The sequence below is a fragment of the Ornithinimicrobium panacihumi genome (genome assembly GCF_052073805.1).
GTDB lineage: Bacteria > Actinomycetota > Actinomycetes > Actinomycetales > Dermatophilaceae > Ornithinicoccus > Ornithinicoccus panacihumi.
Window position 1 is genome coordinate 33,663 of the sequence record NZ_JBQGWG010000024.1, and the last position, 18,056, is coordinate 51,718.

Below are 18,056 nucleotides of genomic sequence, written 5' to 3' on the forward strand. Positions count from 1 at the left end.
CGCTACTAGACACCTGTGCGACTCGCGGTGGGGACTAGGCTGCGAGCCGTGATCACCTGGCGCCAGGGAGCCGTGCGCTCCGTCGACCCCGGCTGGGAGGGCGTCCTCGTCCTCCAGGTCGAGACCGACGCCGGCACGGTCCCCGCGCTGGCCTATGTCGACGTGGTCGGGAGCCCGCAGGTCGGTGACCGCGTCCTGCTCAACGTCACCGCGCTGGAGCGCGGTCTGGGCACCGGGGGGTATGCGGTGCTCGTCGCCATCCCCGACCGCCCCCAGGCCTGGCCGCAGCCGGACCCCGACTCACCCGGCCACCTGGTCAAGGCGCGCTACACGCCTCTGCAGACCATGGTCCTGGGCGTGGACGACCCCGAGGGCGAGCACCACGCCACCCTCGCGGACGCCGACGACATCGCCGGCCTGCCGGTCGTGGCCGCCGACCTGCACTCGGCCCTCCCCGCCATCCTGGCCGGGGCCCGCAGCGTCGCTCCGCAGGCACGGGTCGCCTACGTGATGACCGACGGCGGTGCCCTGCCGGCCCAGTTCTCCCGCACCTGCGCGCACCTGCGGGCCGCCGGCTGGCTCGAGGCGGTGATCACCACGGGCCAGGCCTACGGCGGTGATCTGGAGGCGGTCGGCGTGCACAGCGCCCTGCTGGCCGCCCACCACGTGGTCGGCGCCGATCTCGTCGTGGTCAGCCAGGGCCCGGGCAACCTCGGCACCGGCACCCGGTGGGGCTTCTCCGGCGTGTCGGCCGGCGAGGCGCTCAACGCCGCTGCGGTGCTGGGTGGACGGCCGGTGGCCTCGCTGCGCGTCTCCGAGGCGGACCCGCGCCCCCGCCACCGCGGCCTGTCCCACCACAGCGCCACCGCCTACGGTCGCGTGCTGGCCCATCCTGCCCAGGTGCCGGTCCCGACGGGCACCACCGGGCGCGCATCCACCGATGCCTGCCTGGCCCAGGTCTCGAGCGCCGTCGACCGGCTGGTCTCCACGGCGGGCCATCTGCACCGGGCCGACGTCCCCGTCGACGGCCTGCTGGACGCCCTGGCCGCGTCACCCGTGCGCCTGTCGACCATGGGCCGCGGGCTGGAGGAGGACGCCGCGGCCTTCCTGGCCGCCGCCGTCGCGGGGGTGCACGCCGCCCGACCCGAGCTCTCCTAGGCTGCGGGCATGACGCAGCGCGAGCTCACCGCATACCTGGAAGGCCTTCTCGAGAAGGTGCGCGGGCAGGACGACGGCGAGCCGCACGAGCTGCCGGTCCACGCCGGGGCCGACCTCGAGCGGCTCGCGGTGGCGCTGGTGGACCTGGACGGCACCGCCTGGACCGCGGGCGAGGTCGACCACCGCTATCCCATCCAGTCCATGAGCAAGGCGGTCGTCTACGGGCTGGCCATCGACTCGGTGGGGATGGACGAGGTCCTCCGGCACATCGACGTGGAGCCCAGCGGGGACGCGTTCAACCGCATCAGCCTCGACGACGGGTCCAACCGGCCAGCCAACCCGATGATCAACGCCGGCGCGCTCACCGCGCACGGCCTGGTGGCGGGCGAGGACGCGGCGGCGCGCTTCGAGCGGATCCGCGACCTGCTTTCCGCGATGGCCGGGAGGCGGCTGGAGGTCGACGAGGAGTGCTACGAGCAGGAGATGGCCGCGGCCCACCGCAACCTGGGCATCGCCCACCTGGTCAAGGCGCTGTCCGAGCTCCCGGACGAGCCGCACGACGTCGTCGACGGCTACACGCGTCAGTGCGCGCTCGCGGTGAGCACGACCGAGCTGGCCCGGATCGCCGCCACGCTGGCCAACGACGGGATCGTGCCCGGCACCGACCAGCGGGTGCTGTCCTCACTGGCCACGCGCCACGTGCTCTCGGTGATGCTGACCTGCGGCATGTACGACTCCGCCGGCGACTGGGTCTCCAGCGTCGGCATCCCGGCCAAGAGCGGCATCGGCGGCGGGATCCTCGGAGCGGTGCCGGGGCGGGGCGGGATCGCGACCTACTCCCCCAGGCTGGACGACCACGGCAACTCCACGCGCGGGATCCTGGCCTTCGAGCACCTCTCGGCAGACCTCCACCTGCACGTGCTCCGTCCTCCTCGCCGTCCGCTCGTCCAGGACGGGCTCGTCGACGGGGAGTGACGGGACTCACCTCCCGTCCGTGCGTCCGCACGGCCCCGACGACGGAGACTGGTCCCATGCCTGTCCGGTTGCTGATCGCGCTGACCCTCGCCTGGGTCGCGCTCCTCATGGGTGCACCCGCGCCCGCGGCGGCCACCTCGCAGTCCACCTCCCAGACCGCCCCCGACGAGACCATCGTCATCGAGTACTACTACGGCGAGGAGTGTCCGGTCTGCGCCATCACCGGACCGGTGCTGGACCAGCTCGCCGAGGAGATCCCCGGGGTCCAGGTCGTCGAGCGCGAGGTCTGGCACGACGAGGCGGCCAGGGCCGTCCTGGAGCAGCGCGCCGAGGCCTACAACGTCGACGTGACGGGCGTGCCGGTCATCTTCGTCGGGGAGCGCGCCTGGGTGGGCTTCCGGGAGGGCGTGACCGAGGCCGCTCCGGCCTGACCGAGGTCGGCGAGACCTGCGGCGACGACGGCAGCCTGGAGTGCGCCCCCGCCGCGGAGGAGACGATCGACATCCCCCTGGTCGGCACGGTGTCGCTGGGCGAGCGCTCGCTGTTCGTGTCCACGGCGCTCATCGCCCTCGTCGACGGGGTCAACCCCTGCTCGCTGTGGGTGCTCACGGTCCTGATCGCCCTCACCCTCAACACCGGCTCCCGGCGCCGCACGCTCATCGTCGGCCTCACCTTCATCACGGTGACGGCAGCGATCTACGCGCTCTTCATCGCGGGTCTGTTCACCGTCTTGACCGTCGTGTCCTTCGGTCCGTGGATCCGCATCGCCGTCGCACTGGTGGCGCTGTTCTTCGCGGTCGTCAACATCAAGGACTACTTCTGGTTCAAGAAGGGCCTGTCCTTCACGATCGCCGACAAGGACAAGCCGGGCATCTACCGCGGCATGCGCAAGGTCCTGGCCCAGGGTGACAACCTGCCCGCCCTCATCGGGGCCACCGCCGTCCTGGCCGCCGGCGTCTCGCTCGTCGAGTTCGGCTGCACGGCCGGTTTCCCGGTCCTGTGGACCAACATCCTGACCACCCACGACGTGGGCGCGGGCCTCTTCGTCGCGCTCCTGCTCGTCTACATGCTCATCTACCAGATCGACGAGCTGCTCATCTTCGGCACCGCCGTCGTCACCCTCCGCGCCAGCCGTCTCCAGGAGACCCAGGGCCGCGTGCTCAAGCTCGTCGGCGGCATGCTCATGGTCTCCCTCGCGCTGGTGATGATCTTCCGCCCCGAGCTGATGTCGGGCATCACGTCGTCGCTGCTGGTCTTCGGCGTGGCGATCCTCGCCTCGGCGCTGGTCCTCCTCGTCCACCGCGTCCTGCTCCCCCGCCTCGGCCACCCCGCCACCTGACCCCGTCCTCCCCCCGAGATGCAGAACGCCCGCCGGTGCGCGAAGCACCGGCGGGCGTCCAGGACGCGTCAGATCAGCGCACGTCGACCAGGTCGACGACGAAGATGAGGGTCTCGCCGCCCTTGATGGCGCCACCGGCGCCACGGTCGCCGTAGCCCAGGTGCGGCGGGATGGTGATCTTGCGACGACCACCGACCTTCATGCCCAGCAGGCCCTGGTCCCAGCCCTGGATGACCTGGCCGACGCCGACGGTGAAGGTCAGCGGCTGGCCGCGGTTCCACGAGGCGTCGAACTCCTCGCCCGTGGACCAGGCCACGCCCACGTAGTGGGTCGAGACGGTCGCTCCAGCGGTCGCCTCGGCGCCCTTGCCGACCTCGATGTCCTCGATGACCAGCTCGGTGGGCGGGGTGTCGCCCGGGAAGTCGATCTCGGGCTTGGCCTTCTTGACCTCGCCGAAGGGGGACTCGCTCATCTGCTTCTCCTCGGTATGGGGTGTGGCTGGGTGGTCTGCGGTCGGCGGCTCAGGAGGCGCCGAGGATGTCGACGACGAAGATCAGGTCCTCGCCCGCCAGCTCGTGCTCGGGCGGCTGCCCGGGGGCGGTGGTGGCGGACGCGTCGTCGGACTGCTTCTCGCCGTAGGCCTCGGCGGCAGGGACGACGACGAGCACGCGCGAGCCCACGGTCTGGCCCACGAGCGCGTCGTCCCAGCCCTTGATGACGCGCCCGACACCGATCGGGAACGGGGTGGGCTCGCCACGGTCGTAGGAGTTGTCGAAGGGCTCGCCCTCCCAGGTGACGCCGGTGTAGTGCGCCTTGAGGGTCTGACCGGCCTTGACCTCCGGGCCCTCACCCTTGATGAGGACCTGGGCGACGGTCTTGTCGGGGACCTCGGCGTCGTCGGGCACGGTGATCTTTGCCGGGCTCTTGCCGTCGGCCTCGACCTCGGGCAGGCCCTTCTTGGGCTTGACGGCCTCGCCGGTCGCCTCGGTCAGCGGCTCGGCGCTGGAGACCACGTCGATGTAGAAGATGAGGGTGTCGTCCGGGCCCACGCCGATCTGGGAGTTGCCGCTGGTGCCGAAGGCGTCGGCAGGCGGCAGCGCCATGATCAGGGAGTCGCCGGCCTTCAGACCGGGCAGCTCCTGCAGGAAACCGGGGAAGAGGTTCTCGTTGTTCAGGTCCAGGGACACCGTCTCGTCGGCGTCGAAGGTCGACAGGATCGGCTCACCGGTGGTGCCGTTGACGGCCAGGTAGCGGGCCTGCACCTCGTGGGTGGGCTCGACCTCCTTACCGTCGCCCTCGTTGACCTTCTTCACCGCGGTCTGCGCCACGCTGAAGGGCAGGTCGCCGTCGGCGACGGGCTTGCCGTCCCAGGTGATGCTGGGCTTGCCGTCGGGGTCCTCGACGGCCAGGTCCTCGACGTCGCCGGTCGGGGCGGCCGAGGTCGCGGCGGCGTCGTCGCTGGAGGCGGCCGAGTCGTCGGCACCGCCCTCGGTCGAGCAGCCGGCCAGGAACATCAGGGGTGCCACCGCGAGGGCGACGAGACGGAGTCGGGGTGAGCGCACGCGCGCATCCTTAATCGTGGAGGGAACGAACAAACCGTCACAGCCTAACCAACAGAACCTGGATGTTCGGTGGGAGCGCCCCACCGGACCGCGGGGCGTTCAGACGCCCCGCACCGTGGTGCCGGGAATCCCGGTCTCCAGGATGTGCTCGATCAGCGCGTCCACCCTGGCGTCCTCGCTGGCGAAGGGGTCCTTGCACACGACGGTGCGCTGGGCGGCGTCGTTGAGCTTGAGGTGCACCCAGTCGCAGGTGAAGTCGCGCCGGTGCTCCTGGGCGGCCTTGACGAAGCGGCCCCGCAGGGCCGCGCGGGTGGCCGGCGGCTCCTCCATGGCGCGCTGGATCCGCGCCTCGTCCACCACCGTCCGCGCCGCGCCGGAGCGCTGCAGGATCGGCACCAGCCCGCGCGTGGGATGCACGTCGTGCCAGGCCAGGTCGAGCTGCTGCAGCCGCTCGTCGTGCGGCTCCAGGCCGTGCCGGGCGGCGTAGGAGTCGAGCAGCTTCTTCTTCATCACCCACTCGATCTCGGTGTCGACCAGCCCCAGGTCGTCGGTCTCGATCGCGGTCAGCGCGCGGTCCCAGAGCTCGAGGACCTCCGCATAGGGCGAGAGGGTGCTCAGACCGGCGCCGGCCGCATACCGGGCCGCGAGGTCGTGCAGGGCGCGCTGCATCGCCAGGGGCGTGATGGTGCCGCCCGACCTCAGCGGGACGGCGGTGCGGCCGGTCGGGTCCCGGCTGATGTCGCGGATCGCCTGGATGGGGTTGGCCAGGGCGAAGTCGGGCACGATCGTGCCGGCCTCGAGCATCCGCAGGACCAGGTCGGTCGTGCCCACCCGCATCAGCGTGGTGGTCTGGCTCATCGTGGAGTCGCCCACGATGACGTGGAGGCGGCGGTAGCGCTCGGGGTCGGCGTGCGGCTCGTCGCGGGTGTTGATGATCGGCCGCGACCGGGTCGTGGCCGAGGACAGGTCCTCCCACATGTGGTCGGCCCGCTGGGAGACCAGATAGGTCGCCCGCTCCCCCACCACGTGCAGCCTGCCGGCACCGGTGACCAGCTGGCGTGTCACCAGGAAGGGGATGAGGGTGTCGGTGGTCCGCTCCAGGCGCCCGTCCCGGCGGATCAGGTAGTTCTCGTGCGAGCCGTAGGAGTTGCCGCGCGAGTCCACGTTGTTCTTGAGGATGTAGACCGTGGCCTCCATCCCCTCCTCGGCCAGCCGCCGCTCGGCGTCGTCGGCCAGGTCCTGGACGATCAGCTCACCGGCCTTGTCGTGGGCGATGAGGTCGAGCAGGTCGGTGCACTCCCCCGTGGCGTACTCCGGGTGCGACCCCACGTCGAGGTAGAGCCGCGACCCGTTGGCCAGGAAGACGTTGCTCGAGCGCCCCCACGCCACCACCTTGCGGAAGAGATAGCGGGCGACCTCCTCCGGCGACAGCCGGCTGCTGCCCCGGAAGGTGGCGTTGACGCCGAACTCGGTCTCGATGCCGACGATCCGGCGGTCGAAGCCGGTCACTGCCCGCCCTTCTGCACGAAGCCGTGCACGAAGTCGGTGGCGTTGCGCTCCAGGACGCCGTCGATCTCGTCCAGGAGGGAGTCCAGGGCGGCGTCGCGCTCGGTGTTCTGCACCGTGGGGGCGGCCGGCGCGGGGTCGGGGGCCTCCGGCTCGGGGATGTCATCGCGGCGACGCTGGTGGAAGTGCTGCTCGGACATGGCTCGATCCTCTCAGAAGGCGATGTCGTGGTCGTCGATCTCGGTCATGAGCTCTTCGCTGGCCAGCTCGGTCAGCAGCGAGGCGGTGCGGGTATGCCGTTCCAGGAGGGCGGCGGTCTGCTCCCGGCCGCCGTCGGTCGGCTCGGGCAGCTGGACGCGCCGCAGGCGGCGCCGCTCGTCCAGGAGAACGACCGAGTCCCAGGAGGCGGCCTTGACGTCCTGGCCGTAGCGCCGCACGACCTCGCCGCGGAACCAGGCGCGGGTGTCGACGGGCGGCTCGGTCACGGCCGACTCCACGGCTTCGTCGGTGAGGAGTCGCTCGAGGTGCCCGGCGCCCCGCAGCTTCTGGGCCAGGCCGCGGGCCGGGTCCAGGTCGTGCCACTGGATGTCCATGGCGACGATGCGGGGGTCGTCCCAGGCGGCGCCGGAGCGGGAGCGGAAGCGCTCCAGCAGGGAGAGCTTGGCGACCCACTCGACCTGCGCGGCGCAGGAGAAGGGGTCGCGGCGCAGACCGTCGAGGACCTCGCGCCATCGCCGCAGCACGTCCTCGGTCTCGGGGTCGACGGCCCAGGCGTCGTGCCCCGAGCTCGCGGCCTGCTCCGCCGCCTGCAGGTGGGCCTCGACGAGGTCGAGCCCGGTCACCTGGCGGCCGTCCTCGAGCGGCACGGTGCCCTGCAGGGACGGGTCGTGCGAGATCGCCCGGGCCGCCTCGACCGGCGCGGCGAGCCGCAGGCCCTCCAGCAGGTGCGGGTGCGTCTCGATGACGCGCAGCACCGCCGAGAGCGACCCGACGGCGAGGTAGGTGGTGACGTCGGCCATCGTCGCGTCGCCCACGATGACGTGCAGCCGACGGTGGACGTGCGGGGTGGCGTGCGGCTCGTCACGGGTGTTGACGATGGGGCGGCGCAGGGTGGTCTCCAGCCCCACCTCGGCCTCGAGGTAGTCGGCCCGCTGGCTGAGCTGGAAGCCGGGGCGCTCGCTGGCCAGGCCCAGGCCGACGCGGCCGGCGCCGGCGAAGACCGGCCGCGCGACCAGGAAGGGGATCAGGTGGGTCGCCAGCCGCTCGAAGGGGATCGAGCGCGGCACGAGATAGTTCTCGTGCGTCCCGTAGGACGCACCCTTGCCGTCGACGTTGTTCTTGTAGAGACGCACCTCGATGCCCTGGGCGGCCAGCGCCTCGGTGGCGCGGCGCCCGACCAGCTCGCCGGCCCGGTCGTAGCGCACCGCCTCCAGCGGGGTGGTCACCTCGGGGGCGGAGTACTCCGGATGGGCGTGGTCGACGTAGAACCGGGCCCCGTTGGAGAGCACCGAGTTGGCGATGAGGGGGTCCTCGACGTCGGTCAGCTGCGAGACGTGGGCCAGGGCACGGGCGATCTCGTAGCCGCGGGCGTCCCTCAGCGGGGTCTCGTCGGCGTAGTCCCAGCCCGCGCCGCGCTGGAGGGCGGCAGCGGGACCGGCCGCTGCCGCATACGCCCGCACGACCTGGCCCGAGAGCACCATCGGGGTCACGAGCTCGCCGTGGGCGTCCCGCTGCGTGCTGGTGATGCCCAGCTCGGTCTCGATGCCCATGATCCGCCGCACGCTCATGGGGGCGATCCTGTCACGCGCCCGCCTCGCCGGGACCGATGCGGTCGATCACGCCCTGGACGATGGCGCCGTACTCCACCGCCACGGCCTCCAGGTCGGTGGTGGCCGGGTCGAGGAGCCGGAAGGAGCGCAGCCCGGCGGCCAGACCCAGCAGCAGGCAGACGAACTGGTCGGCGTGGCGTCGACGCTCGGGCTGGTCGGCGAAGCGCCCCAGGAAGCGGGCCCGGAACTCCTCCCGGGCCGCAGCGGGATCGGGGGCGTCGTGGATCAGGTAGATGGCCCGCAGCCAGGGCTCGGCGGCGTCCTCCTCGCGACGCTGGAGCATCCGGCGCACCAGGCGCTCCCCCAGTCCGTCCAGCGGCGCGTCCGCCTCGATCGGCGAGGGCTCGGCAGGGGTGGCCAGGGAGTGGAGCTGCTCCTTGGACCCCCCGACCTTCATCACCATCGCCGGGGAGACCCCCGCGTCCGCCGCGATGGAGCGGATCGTCACCGCGGCGTAGCCCCGCTCCCCGAAGAGCAGCCGCGCCGAGCGCAGCACCCGCTCCCGGGCGCAGCTCTCGGCCTCGTCCTCGCTCACGCGTCGGCCCCCTGCCGGCCCAGCGTCGGGGGCGCGACGCCCGAGGGGGTGCGCACCATGTCGATGTCGACCTCGCTGGAGGTCGGTCCGACGGTGACGGCCCGGGACCGGGTCCGCCCGGTCAGCAGGTCGACCACCGTGAGGACGTAGCGGCCCGGCGGGGGCAGCTCCAGCTCGTAGTGGCCGACCAGGTCGGCGTGCGAGGTGGCGACGTACTCCCCCGAGTGGCGGATCAGGGAGAGCATCACGTCGCCGAGCGGGGTGCCGTCGTCGGTGACCTGTCCGGAGAGGGTGAGCCGGCGGGTCATGCGGACCACCTCGGTGTCCGCGCTGGGGAACTCCACGATGCCCGACTGCGGGGCCCAGCCGTCGGCCGAGGCGATGGCCAGGTAGGTGCCGGGCTCGGGCAGCGCCAGCGCGTAGCGGCCCTCGTTGTCGGTGCGCGACCAGTCGATGTGGCTGCCATCGACGTGCAGCACGCTGATGACGCCCTGCCGGATCGGGCGTCCCCGGGAGTCGGTGACCTGGCCCCGGACGATGAACTCGGTGGCGTCGCTGGGCTTGACCTCGTGACGCTCTGCGGCCGTGCCCGCCCGCGCCGGTGCCGGGCGGATGAAGGCCGCGATCAGGGCCCCGCCCAGCGCCGTGGCCGCACCGGCCCAGAAGACCAGCTGGTAGGCGCCGAAGCTGGGGGCCAGCTCCCCCGAGGCCGTCGGCCGCATCGACGCGGCGAAGACCGCCGCCACCATCGCCGAGGCCGACGAGGTGCCGATCGAGCGCAGGAGCGTGTTGAGCCCGTTGGCCGAGGCCGTCTCGGTGATGGGCACCGCCCTCATGATCAGCGTCGGCATCGCCGCGAAGGCCAGCGCGGTGCCGAGGGAGGCGATGCCCGAGGTGATCATGACCTCGGTGACCGAGCCGTGCAGGAGCGAGCGCCCGACGAAGCCGACGGCCATCACGACCGCGCCCGCCACCAGGATCATCCGGGGACCGAAACGGCGGATGAGGCTGGCCGAGGCCGGTGACATCAGCACCATGAGGATGCCGGAAGTCAGCATGACCAGGCCGGTCATCACCACGGACAGACCGAAGCCGTAGCCCGTGTCGGCCGGCATCTGCACCTGCTGGGTGGAGGTGAGGAAGTTGGCGAACATCGCGAAGCCGACCAGGATCGAGGCGGCGTTGGTCAGCAGCACCGTCCGCCGCATCGAGGTCCGGATGTCCACCAGGGGCTGGCCGGTGCGCAGCTCCCACGGCACCCACACGGCCAGCACCAGGGCGGCCACCACCAGCAGGCTCAGCGTCAGCGGCGAGCCCCAGCCCCACGACCCGGCCTTGCTCACCGCGAGCAGGAAACAGGTCAGCGCCACCGACAGCAGCAGGGCACCCAGGTAGTCGAAACGCCCGCGCGTCTTGACCGTGGACTCCGGGACGACCAGGTGGACGGCGATCAGCATGAGCACGGCGAAGCCGCCGGAGACGTAGAAGAGCGAGTGCCAGTCGAGGCTCTCGTAGATGACGCCCGCCAGCGGCATGCCCACCGCTCCCCCGATGCCCAGGGTGGCTGACATCAGGGCCACCCCGGAGCCGACCCGGTCGGCCGGGAGGTGGTCGCGCATGATGCTGATGCCGACCGGCACCAGACAGGCCCCGAAGCCAGTCAGGCCCCGACCCAGGATCACCGTGAACAGGCTCGTGGACAGCGCGGCGATGATCGATCCGGCGATCACCGCCCACATGCAGACGATGAGCATGAGCCGCTTGCCGAACATGTCCGCGAGCCGGGACACGATGGGCGTTCCGACCGCGGCGGTCAGCAACGTCACGGTGACCAGCCAGGAGGCGTTGTCGCTGGTCGTGCCCAGGATCTCCGGGAAGTCCGGAAGCAGCGGCAGGACCAGCGTCTGCTGGAGCGAGACGAGGGTGCCGCAGAGGGCCAGGACGGTGATGATCAGGCCCGTGGAGTGCTGCGCCGCCGGCTGCCCAGTCCCCTCCGACCCACCTGGTGAACGCATGTTCACCACCGTAGGTCCTCTCAGCCGGTCCGCTGCGCCACCTGACGGTTGAGCCGCTCGGACATCAGCAGACCGAGCACGGCCAGGACGCCGACGAAGAGGGGGAAGAGCCACATACCCGCCCAGCTCCCCAGCACCCCGAACAGGGGCGGCGCGAAGGTGGAGCCGGTGTAGGCGGCCGCCATCTGGATCCCGATGATGGCCTGGGAGTTGTCGCGGCCGAAGTTGGTGGGCGTGGAGTGGATGATCGCCGGGTAGACCGGCGCGCAGCCCAGACCCGCGACGACCAGCCCGGCCAGCGCCAGCAGGTCGTTGCCGGCGCCGACCGGCAGGAGCATCATCGCCACGCCCAGGCCGACCACCGTGAAGCCGCCACGGATCAGCGGCCGGTCGCCGATGCGGTCGGCGAAGAAGCCGGCCAGGAAGCGGCCACCGGTCATGCCGAGGAGGAAGAGGGCCCCGAAGGTGGCCGCGGTCTCCGGCGCCACTCCGCGGTGCTGGACCAGATAGGTCGAGGCCCACAGGAAGGAGGTGCTCTCCAGCGCGCAGTAGGCGAAGAAGGCGACGAGCATGAGCGGGACCCCCGGGATCCGCAGGGCGTGTGCCAGCGGGACGTGCCCATCGTCCAGCGCCTCCTCGCCGTTCTCCTCCGTGTCCTGCCGGCGGCGCAGTGCGGCCCGGCCCCACAGCGGCAGGCTCAGCAGGAGCACGGCCGTCAGAGCCACCTGGATCAGGCCGACGACCTGGTAGCCGGTCGACCATCCGGCTCCCGAGCTCAGCGCCCAGCCCATGATGAACGGGCTGATCGAGGCGCCCACGCCCCAGAAGCTGTGCAGCCAGTTCATGTGCCGGGCGGCGTAGTGGAGCGCGACGTAGTTGTTCAGCGCCGCGTCCACGGCGCCGGCGCCCAGCCCGAAGGGGACCGCCCACAGGCAGAGCATCCAGAAGGCGTCGGACACGGAGAAGCCGAGCAGCGCCCCCGCCGTGAGGCCCACGCTCACGGCGGTCACCAGGCCCGCGCCGAAGCGACGGGTGAGCCGCTCGGACAGCAGGCTGGAGACGATCGTCCCGCCGGCGATGATCATCGTGATGATGCCCGCGAAGGAGACCGGGACGCCCAGGTCCTCGTGCATCACCGGCCAGCCGGAGCCGACGAGAGAGTCGGGCAGGCCGAGGCTCACGAAGGCCAGGTAGATGATCGTCAGGAGGAGGGAGTACACGGGGAGCAGGGTACGTGGCGTGGGACGATGGAGCGGTGAAGAAGCACGCCTGGTTCATCGACCTGCTCGTCGTCCTGCTGTTCGCCGCGGCCGGTCGGGCCAGCCACGAGCTGTCCAGCGGCGTGCTCGGCGTGCTGGAGACGGCCTGGCCGTTCCTGGTGGGTCTGGTGGTGGGCTGGGTCGCCGTCGTGCGTCAGCCCGCCGACCGCCACGTGTGGTGGCTGGACGGCTCCGTCATCGCCCTGTCGACGCTCATCGTCGGCATGCTGCTCCGCCTGGCCACCGGCCAGGGCACGGCGCTGCCCTTCGTGGCCGTGGCCACCGGCGTGCTCGTCCTCGGGCTGGTCGGCTGGCGCGCCGTCGAGGCGCTGCTGGGCCGCGGACGCCGCATACCCGCCTGAGCAGCCGCGCCTGGAGGACGCCTAGAGGAACTGACCCGGCTGCCCCGGCTCCACGGTCCGCCCGGGACGTGTCCCGCTGGCCCCGCCGACGAGGGTGCGGATGTAGGTGATCCGCTCGCCCTTCTTCCCCGAGACCCGGGCCCAGTCGTCGGGGTTGGTGGTGTTGGGCAGGTCCTCGTTCTCGCGGAACTCGTCGAGATAGGCCTTCTCCAGGTGCGCGTCGCGCAGGCCCTCCTCGCCGTGCAGCAGGTAGTCCTTGATCGCCAGCTTCTTGGCCCGGTCCACGATGTTGTGGATCATCGCCCCGGAGGCGAAGTCCTTGAAGTAGAGCACCTCACGATCACCACCGGCGTAGGTCACCTCCAGGAAGGCGTTCTCGGGGGACACGGCATACATGCGCTCCACCGTGGCGTCGATCAGCGCGGGGACGGTCGCCTCCCGGTCCCCGCCGTGCGCGGCCACCTCCTCGGCGTGCAGCGGCACGTCGGCGGTGAGGTACTTGGTGAAGATGTCGCGGGCACCGGCCGCGTCGGGTCGCTCGATCTTGATCTTCACGTCGAGGCGACCGGGGCGCAGGATCGCCGGGTCGATCATGTCCTCGCGGTTGGACGCGCCGATCACGATGACGTTGTCCAGCCGCTCCACGCCGTCGATCTCGGCGAGCAGCTGCGGGACGATGGTGTTCTCCACGTCCGAGGACACGCCGGAGCCGCGGGTGCGGAAGAGCGACTCCATCTCGTCGAAGAAGACGACCACGGGGCTGCCGTCGGCCGACTTCTCGCGGGCCCGGGTGAAGATGAGCCGGATCTGGCGCTCGGTCTCCCCGACGTACTTGTTGAGCAGCTCGGGGCCCTTGATGTTGAGGAAGTAGCTCGTGGCCGACTCGTCCTGGCGCACGTGCGCGGTCTGCCGGGCGAGGGAGGCGGCGACGGCCTTGGCGATGAGCGTCTTGCCGCAGCCGGGAGGTCCGTAGAGCAGCACACCCTTGGGCGGGCGCAGCTGGTGGCTGGCGAAGAGGTCCTTGTGCAGGAAGGGCATCTCCACCGCGTCCCGGATGAGCTCGATCTGCCCGGACAGACCGCCGATGTCGTCGTAGGAGATGTCAGGGACCTCCTCGAGCACCAGCTCGGTCACCTCGGGGCGCGGGACGCGCTCGGTGACGAAGCCGCTCCGACCGTCCATGAGGAGGGCGTCGCCCACGCGGACCGGCTCGTCCCGCAGCGACCCGGCGCGGCGGCAGACCCGCTCGTCCTCGCCGCGGACGATGACCACGACGCGGTCCTGCCCGAGCAGCTCCTTGCAGGTGACGATCTCGCCGCTGCGCTCGTAGCCGCCGAGGGCCACGACCGCCTGCGTCTCGCTGAGCAGCACCTCCCGGCCGGGCCGCAGCTCGTCGGTCGTCAGGTCCGAGGAGATCACGGTGCGGATCCGCCGCCCCGCGACCGTCACGTCGACGGTGCCGTCTCCGGTGAGCCCGACGACCTGGCCGTGGGTCAGCGGCGGCGAGGAGAGCGCGTCGAGGTCCTCGCGCAGCATCTCGATGCGCTTGCGGGCGTCCTTGAGCAGCTCGGCGAGCTGGTCGTTGTGCGCCTTGAGCTCGGTGCCACGCGCGGTCAGGGTGCGGACCTGCTCCTCGAGATGGCGCTCCCGGAAGGGTCGTGCCTGGGGCTCGTTCACTGCTCCTCCTCCGCGGGTATGCGGTCTCTCGCCTCCGAGGTCCCGCGCGCCTCCGAGGTCGCGCGGGCGTCGCGCACGGTGCGGCGCAGGCGCTTGTCGCTGACCGGACGCTGGCCGAGCTCCTCCTCGGTCCACTCCTCGTCGGTCGCGGGCGTGTAGTCGGCGCCGTAGGCGCCCGGGGCGGGCCGGCGCTTGACCAGCGGCGGCTCGACCCCGTCGGCCAGGCGGCGCAGGGTGAGGAGGAAGCCGGTGTGGCCGTGCATGCGGTGCTCGGGGCGGACCGACAGGCCCTCCAGGTGCCAGTCGCGGTTGAGCGACTCCCAGGCCTTGGGCTCGGTCCAGCGGCCCTGCGTGCGGGCCGTCTCGGCGACGCGGGAGAGCTGGGTGGCGGTGGCGACGTAGCAGATCAGCACGCCGCCGGGCGCCAGCGCCTCGTGGACGGCGTCGAGGCACTCCCACGGGGCGAGCATGTCGAGGACGACCCGGTCGACCGAGCCCGGCTCCACCGTCCGGGGCAGCGCCTCGACGAGGTCGCCGACGGTCACGGTCCAGGCGGGGTGGTCCTGGCCGAAGAAGGCGCGGGCGTTGGCCCGGGCGATCTCGGCGAAGTCCTCACGGCGCTCGAAGCTGTAGAGCCGTCCGGTGTCGCCGACGGCCCGCAGCAGGGAGAGGGAGAGCGCGCCGGAGCCGACGCCGGCCTCGACCACGGTCGCACCGGGGAAGATGTCGGCGTAGGTGACGATCTGCCCGGCGTCCTTGGGGTAGACGACCTGGGCGCCGCGCGGCATGGACAGCACGTAGTCGGACAGCAAGGGGCGCAGCGCGAGGTAGTCCACGCCGGAGGTGTGCCGCACCACGGACCCGTCGGGAGCGCCGATGAGGTCGTCGTGGGCGATGTGGCCCCGGTGGGTGTGGAAGGTCTTGCCCGGCTCGAGGGTGACGGTGTGCAGGCGGCCCTTGGGATCGGTCAGCTGCACGCGGTCGCCGGCCCGGAAGGGACCACGACGCAGGTCCGCCCCGGTCGTGGTCGTCTGGTCGGCAGGGATGGGGTCGGTCACCGCGTCAGTCTACGAGCGGCGTCGGGTGAGGTCGTCCACCAGCACCGCGCCCCAGGGCCGACCGTCCTGCGCCAGCAGGCCGACGATCCCGGTGCCGGTGCGCCGCATGACCTCCAGGGCCTCGTCGACGGAGGACTCGGGCGACAGGGTCGCGGCCCAGCCCTGCGGGAGCCGCACCGCGACCGCGGAGGCCTGGGTCTGCCCCCAGGCAGCGGCCGGGACGCTCCTGAGGCTGCCCGGGTCGACCACGCCCTCGAGCAAGCCTCCACCATCGACGACGAACCACAGCGACCGCGAGCCCCAGGCGACGGTCGACAGCGGCGTGGCCGCCTCCACCACGCCGACCTCCCGGGCGACCTCGCCGAGGCGACGCCGGGAGGCGTCGAGGCGGAGCCGCCCGGCACGCACGGCCTGGCTGGCGCCCTGCCACAGGAAGGCGCCGATGAGCAGCGCCCACAGGACCGAGGAGATCTGGAGGCGTCGACCCTCGAGAAAGGTCGGCGCCAGCACCCACAGCACGATGAGGATCACGAGGAGGCGGCCCATCCAGCCGGCGACGAGGGTCCCCAGGTGGCGGTTGCCGCTGGCCTTCCAGACCAGCGCCTCCAGCAGGAAGCCACCGTCGAGCGGCAGGCCGGGCACGAGGTTGAAGACGGCCACGAAGGCGTTCGCGGCCGTGAAGGCCAGCATGAGCAGCCCGGCGACACCGGTGTCCACCCACTGCATCAGCCCCCAGCCGATGAGGGCCAGGACCCCGTTGGCCAGCGGCCCCACGACCGAGACCGCGGCGCTGCGCCCGGGGGTGCCACCCGCCCCGTCGTGGGCTGTGTGCCCGCCCCAGAAGTCGGCCACGATCCGGGACACGCCGAAGCCGACCCGTTGAGCGACCAGCCCGTGCGCCGCCTCGTGCACCAGCACCGAGATCAGCAGGAGCAGGGCGAAGGCGAGGGCGACCGCATACCCCCCGGCCCCCAGGTGGGGCAGGGAGCGCTGCACGGTCGGGCCGAAGAGCAGCACGATCAGCCCGGCGACCAGCACCCAGCTGCGGCCGAGGTAGACGGGGATCCCGGCCAGGGACCCCATGCGCCACCCGTGCGACGGCTCCGAAGACATGCGGACAACCTAGCTGTCGGTGGTGCTGCATAAGGTTGCGGGCATGCACCTGAGGTCAGCCCTGTCCCCCTCACGGGCCGCCGACTTCATGCAGTGCCCGCTCCTCTACCGCTTCCGGGTGGTGGACCAGCTGCCCGAGGAGCCGAGCGCCGCGGCGGCCCGGGGCACCCTCGTCCACGCCGTCCTGGAGCGGGTCTTCGACCTGCCCGCGGACCAACGCACCATCGAGGCGGCCACCTCCCTGGTGCCCCAGGAGTGGGCCCGGATGCTTTCCGCGGAGCCCGACCTCGCCGGGCTCGTCTCGGCCGAGGCGGTCGAGCCCAGGACCCACGAGGAGTGGTATGCCGAGGCCGGCCAGCTGATCTCGCGCTGGTTCGGGCTGGAGGACCCCACCGCCCTGGAGCCGGCCGAGCGGGAGCTCTACGTCGAGGCGACAGTGGGCGACCAGGTGATCGGCGACCTGACGATCCGGGGCATCGTCGACCGGCTGGACCGCGCGCCCGACGGACGTCTGCGGATCGTCGACTACAAGACCGGCCGCGCCCCGTCGGAGACCTTCGAGGGGCGGGCGCTGTTCCAGCTGAAGTTCTACGCGCTGGCGCTGTGGCGCACCCTGGGGCAGCGGCCCGACCGGCTCCAGCTGGTCTATCTGCGTGACGGCCAGGTGCTGTGGATCGACCCCACCGAGCGCGAGCTGCTCGCGACCGAGCGCAAGATCATGGCGCTGTGGCGGGCGATCCGGCAGGCGGCGCAGACCGGTGACTGGCGGCCCAACCGGGGCCGGGCCTGCTCGTGGTGCTCCTACCAGGAGATCTGCCCGGCCTGGGGCGGCACTCCCCCGCCGTTGCCCGCGGACGCCGAGCAACGCGCGCTGGACCCGCGTGCCGCGAGCCGCACCGACCCCGTCACGGACGCGGACTAGGTGTTCTGCGCAGGGAGGTTGGTGACACCGGGCGTGGCTGGTAGGTAGGTGAGGGTCCTTCTTGGTTCGGTGTGTAGCGACCAAGCAAACACTCCGAGAAGAAGGACCCTCGATGACCCACCGTAATGCTCCGTTGACTCCTGAGGGACGCCGTCGTCTGTGCGAGCGTGTCGATGCTGGTCGGCCGATCTGTCACGTCGCGGCCGAGGCCGGGATCGCACGCCAGACCTTGGGCAAGTGGTACTCGCGATGGCTCGCGGAGGGCGAGGCCGGGCTGGAGGACCGCTCCAGCCGGCCGGGGTCCAGCCCGAACCAGACCGACCCGGCGATCGAGGCCCGGGTGGTGGCGCTGCGCCGCGAGCACAAGGTCGGACCGGTCCAGCTGGTCGGGCTGGCCGCCGAGGAGGGCATCGTGCTGCCGGCCTCCACGATCTACCGGATCCTGGTTCGTCACGGCGTCTCCCGGCTGCGGGACCTGGACGTGGACGGGCAGGACCTGCGTGAGCCGGTGCGCCGGTACGAGTGGGACCGGCCCGGGGACATGATCCACGTGGACGTGAAGAAGATCGGCCGGATCCCCGACGGCGGCGGGTGGGCGGTGCACGGGCGCGGCTCGGCCCAGGACCGGGCCGCCGGCCGGGCCAAGGCCGCGAGCTTGTCAAGATGTTTGTGTAAGTGATGTGGGTCACATTGGGTTAGAGGTAGGCGTTTACGCGGTCGGGGTAGACGAGGGCGAGCTCGCCGAG

Annotated in this window: 18 protein-coding genes; 7 read left to right on the forward strand and 11 right to left on the reverse strand. The window is 71.9% G+C overall.

The features are described 5' to 3' along the window. The first annotated feature begins 48 nt into the window (after positions 1-48). The 4 genes from ACTMMA_RS15830 to ACTMMA_RS15845 all read left to right on the forward strand — a co-directional run bounded on the left by ACTMMA_RS15830 (position 49) and on the right by ACTMMA_RS15845 (position 3,472). Complete coding sequence (locus ACTMMA_RS15830) at positions 49-1,158, forward strand: DUF3866 family protein (protein ID WP_441191084.1); 1,110 nt, start codon at positions 49-51, stop codon at positions 1,156-1,158. Between the two features lie 9 nt (positions 1,159-1,167). Next, on the forward strand, positions 1,168-2,133 hold the full coding sequence (glsA, locus tag ACTMMA_RS15835; RefSeq protein WP_441191085.1) for a glutaminase A: 966 nt from the start codon (positions 1,168-1,170) through the stop codon (positions 2,131-2,133). Positions 2,134-2,189: 56 nt separating this feature from the next. Further along, positions 2,190-2,564: a glutaredoxin family protein gene (locus ACTMMA_RS15840; RefSeq protein ID WP_441191086.1), complete on the forward strand. Its 375-nt coding sequence runs from the start codon at positions 2,190-2,192 to the stop codon at positions 2,562-2,564. A gap of 89 nt (positions 2,565-2,653) precedes the next feature. Next, positions 2,654-3,472 carry a hypothetical protein gene (locus tag ACTMMA_RS15845; protein ID WP_441191087.1) on the forward strand — a complete coding sequence of 273 codons (819 nt, stop codon included), beginning with the start codon at positions 2,654-2,656 and terminating at the stop codon, positions 3,470-3,472. A 73-nt stretch (positions 3,473-3,545) separates the two neighbouring features. On the opposite strand, the gene ACTMMA_RS15850 is transcribed toward ACTMMA_RS15845, so the two are convergent. The 8 genes from ACTMMA_RS15850 to ACTMMA_RS15885 form a co-directional block, all read right to left on the reverse strand. Continuing rightward, positions 3,546-3,944: an FKBP-type peptidyl-prolyl cis-trans isomerase gene (locus ACTMMA_RS15850; protein WP_441191088.1), complete on the reverse strand. Its 399-nt coding sequence runs from the start codon at positions 3,942-3,944 to the stop codon at positions 3,546-3,548. Positions 3,945-3,993: 49 nt separating this feature from the next. Continuing rightward, positions 3,994-5,034, reverse strand: coding sequence for an FKBP-type peptidyl-prolyl cis-trans isomerase (locus ACTMMA_RS15855; RefSeq protein WP_441191089.1), 1,041 nt, complete (start codon positions 5,032-5,034; stop codon positions 3,994-3,996). 99 nt (positions 5,035-5,133) lie between these two features. Continuing rightward, on the reverse strand, positions 5,134-6,543 hold the full coding sequence (gene pafA, locus ACTMMA_RS15860) for a Pup--protein ligase (protein ID WP_441191090.1): 1,410 nt from the start codon (positions 6,541-6,543) through the stop codon (positions 5,134-5,136). Further along, positions 6,540-6,740, reverse strand: coding sequence for a ubiquitin-like protein Pup (locus ACTMMA_RS15865; RefSeq protein WP_441191091.1), 201 nt, complete (start codon positions 6,738-6,740; stop codon positions 6,540-6,542). The genes pafA and ACTMMA_RS15865 overlap by 4 nt, the downstream gene beginning before the upstream one ends. A gap of 12 nt (positions 6,741-6,752) precedes the next feature. Next, complete coding sequence (gene dop, locus ACTMMA_RS15870; RefSeq protein ID WP_441191092.1) at positions 6,753-8,327, reverse strand: depupylase/deamidase Dop; 1,575 nt, start codon at positions 8,325-8,327, stop codon at positions 6,753-6,755. A gap of 13 nt (positions 8,328-8,340) precedes the next feature. Further along, positions 8,341-8,904 (reverse strand): TetR/AcrR family transcriptional regulator, encoded by a 564-nt coding sequence (locus ACTMMA_RS15875; RefSeq protein ID WP_441191093.1) that lies wholly within the window; start codon positions 8,902-8,904, stop codon positions 8,341-8,343. Beyond that, positions 8,901-10,919 carry an MFS transporter gene (locus ACTMMA_RS15880; protein WP_441191094.1) on the reverse strand — a complete coding sequence of 673 codons (2,019 nt, stop codon included), beginning with the start codon at positions 10,917-10,919 and terminating at the stop codon, positions 8,901-8,903. The genes ACTMMA_RS15875 and ACTMMA_RS15880 overlap by 4 nt, the downstream gene beginning before the upstream one ends. 20 nt (positions 10,920-10,939) lie before the next feature. Further along, a complete protein-coding gene (locus ACTMMA_RS15885; protein WP_441191095.1) occupies positions 10,940-12,139 on the reverse strand; it encodes an MFS transporter in 1,200 nt (399 codons plus the stop codon). A gap of 35 nt (positions 12,140-12,174) precedes the next feature. On the opposite strand from ACTMMA_RS15885, the gene ACTMMA_RS15890 reads away from it, so the two are divergent. Beyond that, the gene (locus tag ACTMMA_RS15890) at positions 12,175-12,540 is read left to right on the forward strand and encodes a DUF3054 domain-containing protein (RefSeq protein WP_441191096.1); all 366 of its coding nucleotides are present in this window, start codon (positions 12,175-12,177) and stop codon (positions 12,538-12,540) included. A 21-nt stretch (positions 12,541-12,561) separates the two neighbouring features. Here the strand turns inward: ACTMMA_RS15890 and arc are convergent, their stop codons facing one another. From arc to ACTMMA_RS15905, 3 genes are read right to left on the reverse strand one after another with little or no spacing between them, the layout of a single operon-like run. After that, on the reverse strand, positions 12,562-14,217 hold the full coding sequence (gene arc, locus ACTMMA_RS15895) for a proteasome ATPase (protein WP_441191097.1): 1,656 nt from the start codon (positions 14,215-14,217) through the stop codon (positions 12,562-12,564). Beyond that, complete coding sequence (locus tag ACTMMA_RS15900) at positions 14,214-15,275, reverse strand: tRNA (adenine-N1)-methyltransferase (RefSeq protein ID WP_441191098.1); 1,062 nt, start codon at positions 15,273-15,275, stop codon at positions 14,214-14,216. Before ACTMMA_RS15900 ends, arc begins: the two co-directional genes overlap by 4 nt. A gap of 9 nt (positions 15,276-15,284) precedes the next feature. Then, positions 15,285-16,388, reverse strand: a complete 1,104-nt coding sequence (locus tag ACTMMA_RS15905) for a site-2 protease family protein (RefSeq protein WP_441191099.1) — start codon at positions 16,386-16,388, stop codon at positions 15,285-15,287. A gap of 43 nt (positions 16,389-16,431) precedes the next feature. Between ACTMMA_RS15905 and ACTMMA_RS15910 the strand changes: the two genes are divergently transcribed. Continuing rightward, positions 16,432-17,310 carry a RecB family exonuclease gene (locus tag ACTMMA_RS15910; RefSeq protein WP_441191100.1) on the forward strand — a complete coding sequence of 293 codons (879 nt, stop codon included), beginning with the start codon at positions 16,432-16,434 and terminating at the stop codon, positions 17,308-17,310. 112 nt (positions 17,311-17,422) lie between these two features. Next, positions 17,423-17,989: a helix-turn-helix domain-containing protein gene (locus ACTMMA_RS15915; protein ID WP_441191101.1), complete on the forward strand. Its 567-nt coding sequence runs from the start codon at positions 17,423-17,425 to the stop codon at positions 17,987-17,989. Positions 17,990-18,056: the final 67 nt, after the last annotated feature.

Bases quoted from the DNA above. Each gene is read 5' to 3' on its own strand.
- glsA (WP_441191085.1), top strand. From the start codon at position 1,168: ATGACGCAGCGCGAGCTCACCGCATACCTGGAAGGCCTTCTCGAGAAG.
- ACTMMA_RS15840 (WP_441191086.1), top strand. From the start codon at position 2,190: ATGCCTGTCCGGTTGCTGATCGCGCTGACCCTCGCCTGGGTCGCGCTC.
- ACTMMA_RS15850 (WP_441191088.1), bottom strand. From the start codon at position 3,944: ATGAGCGAGTCCCCCTTCGGCGAGGTCAAGAAGGCCAAGCCCGAGATC.
- ACTMMA_RS15865 (WP_441191091.1), bottom strand. From the start codon at position 6,740: ATGTCCGAGCAGCACTTCCACCAGCGTCGCCGCGATGACATCCCCGAG.
- dop (WP_441191092.1), bottom strand. From the start codon at position 8,327: ATGAGCGTGCGGCGGATCATGGGCATCGAGACCGAGCTGGGCATCACC.
- ACTMMA_RS15880 (WP_441191094.1), bottom strand. From the start codon at position 10,919: ATGCGTTCACCAGGTGGGTCGGAGGGGACTGGGCAGCCGGCGGCGCAG.
- ACTMMA_RS15905 (WP_441191099.1), bottom strand. From the start codon at position 16,388: ATGTCTTCGGAGCCGTCGCACGGGTGGCGCATGGGGTCCCTGGCCGGG.
- ACTMMA_RS15910 (WP_441191100.1), top strand. From the start codon at position 16,432: ATGCACCTGAGGTCAGCCCTGTCCCCCTCACGGGCCGCCGACTTCATG.
- ACTMMA_RS15915 (WP_441191101.1), top strand. From the start codon at position 17,423: ATGACCCACCGTAATGCTCCGTTGACTCCTGAGGGACGCCGTCGTCTG.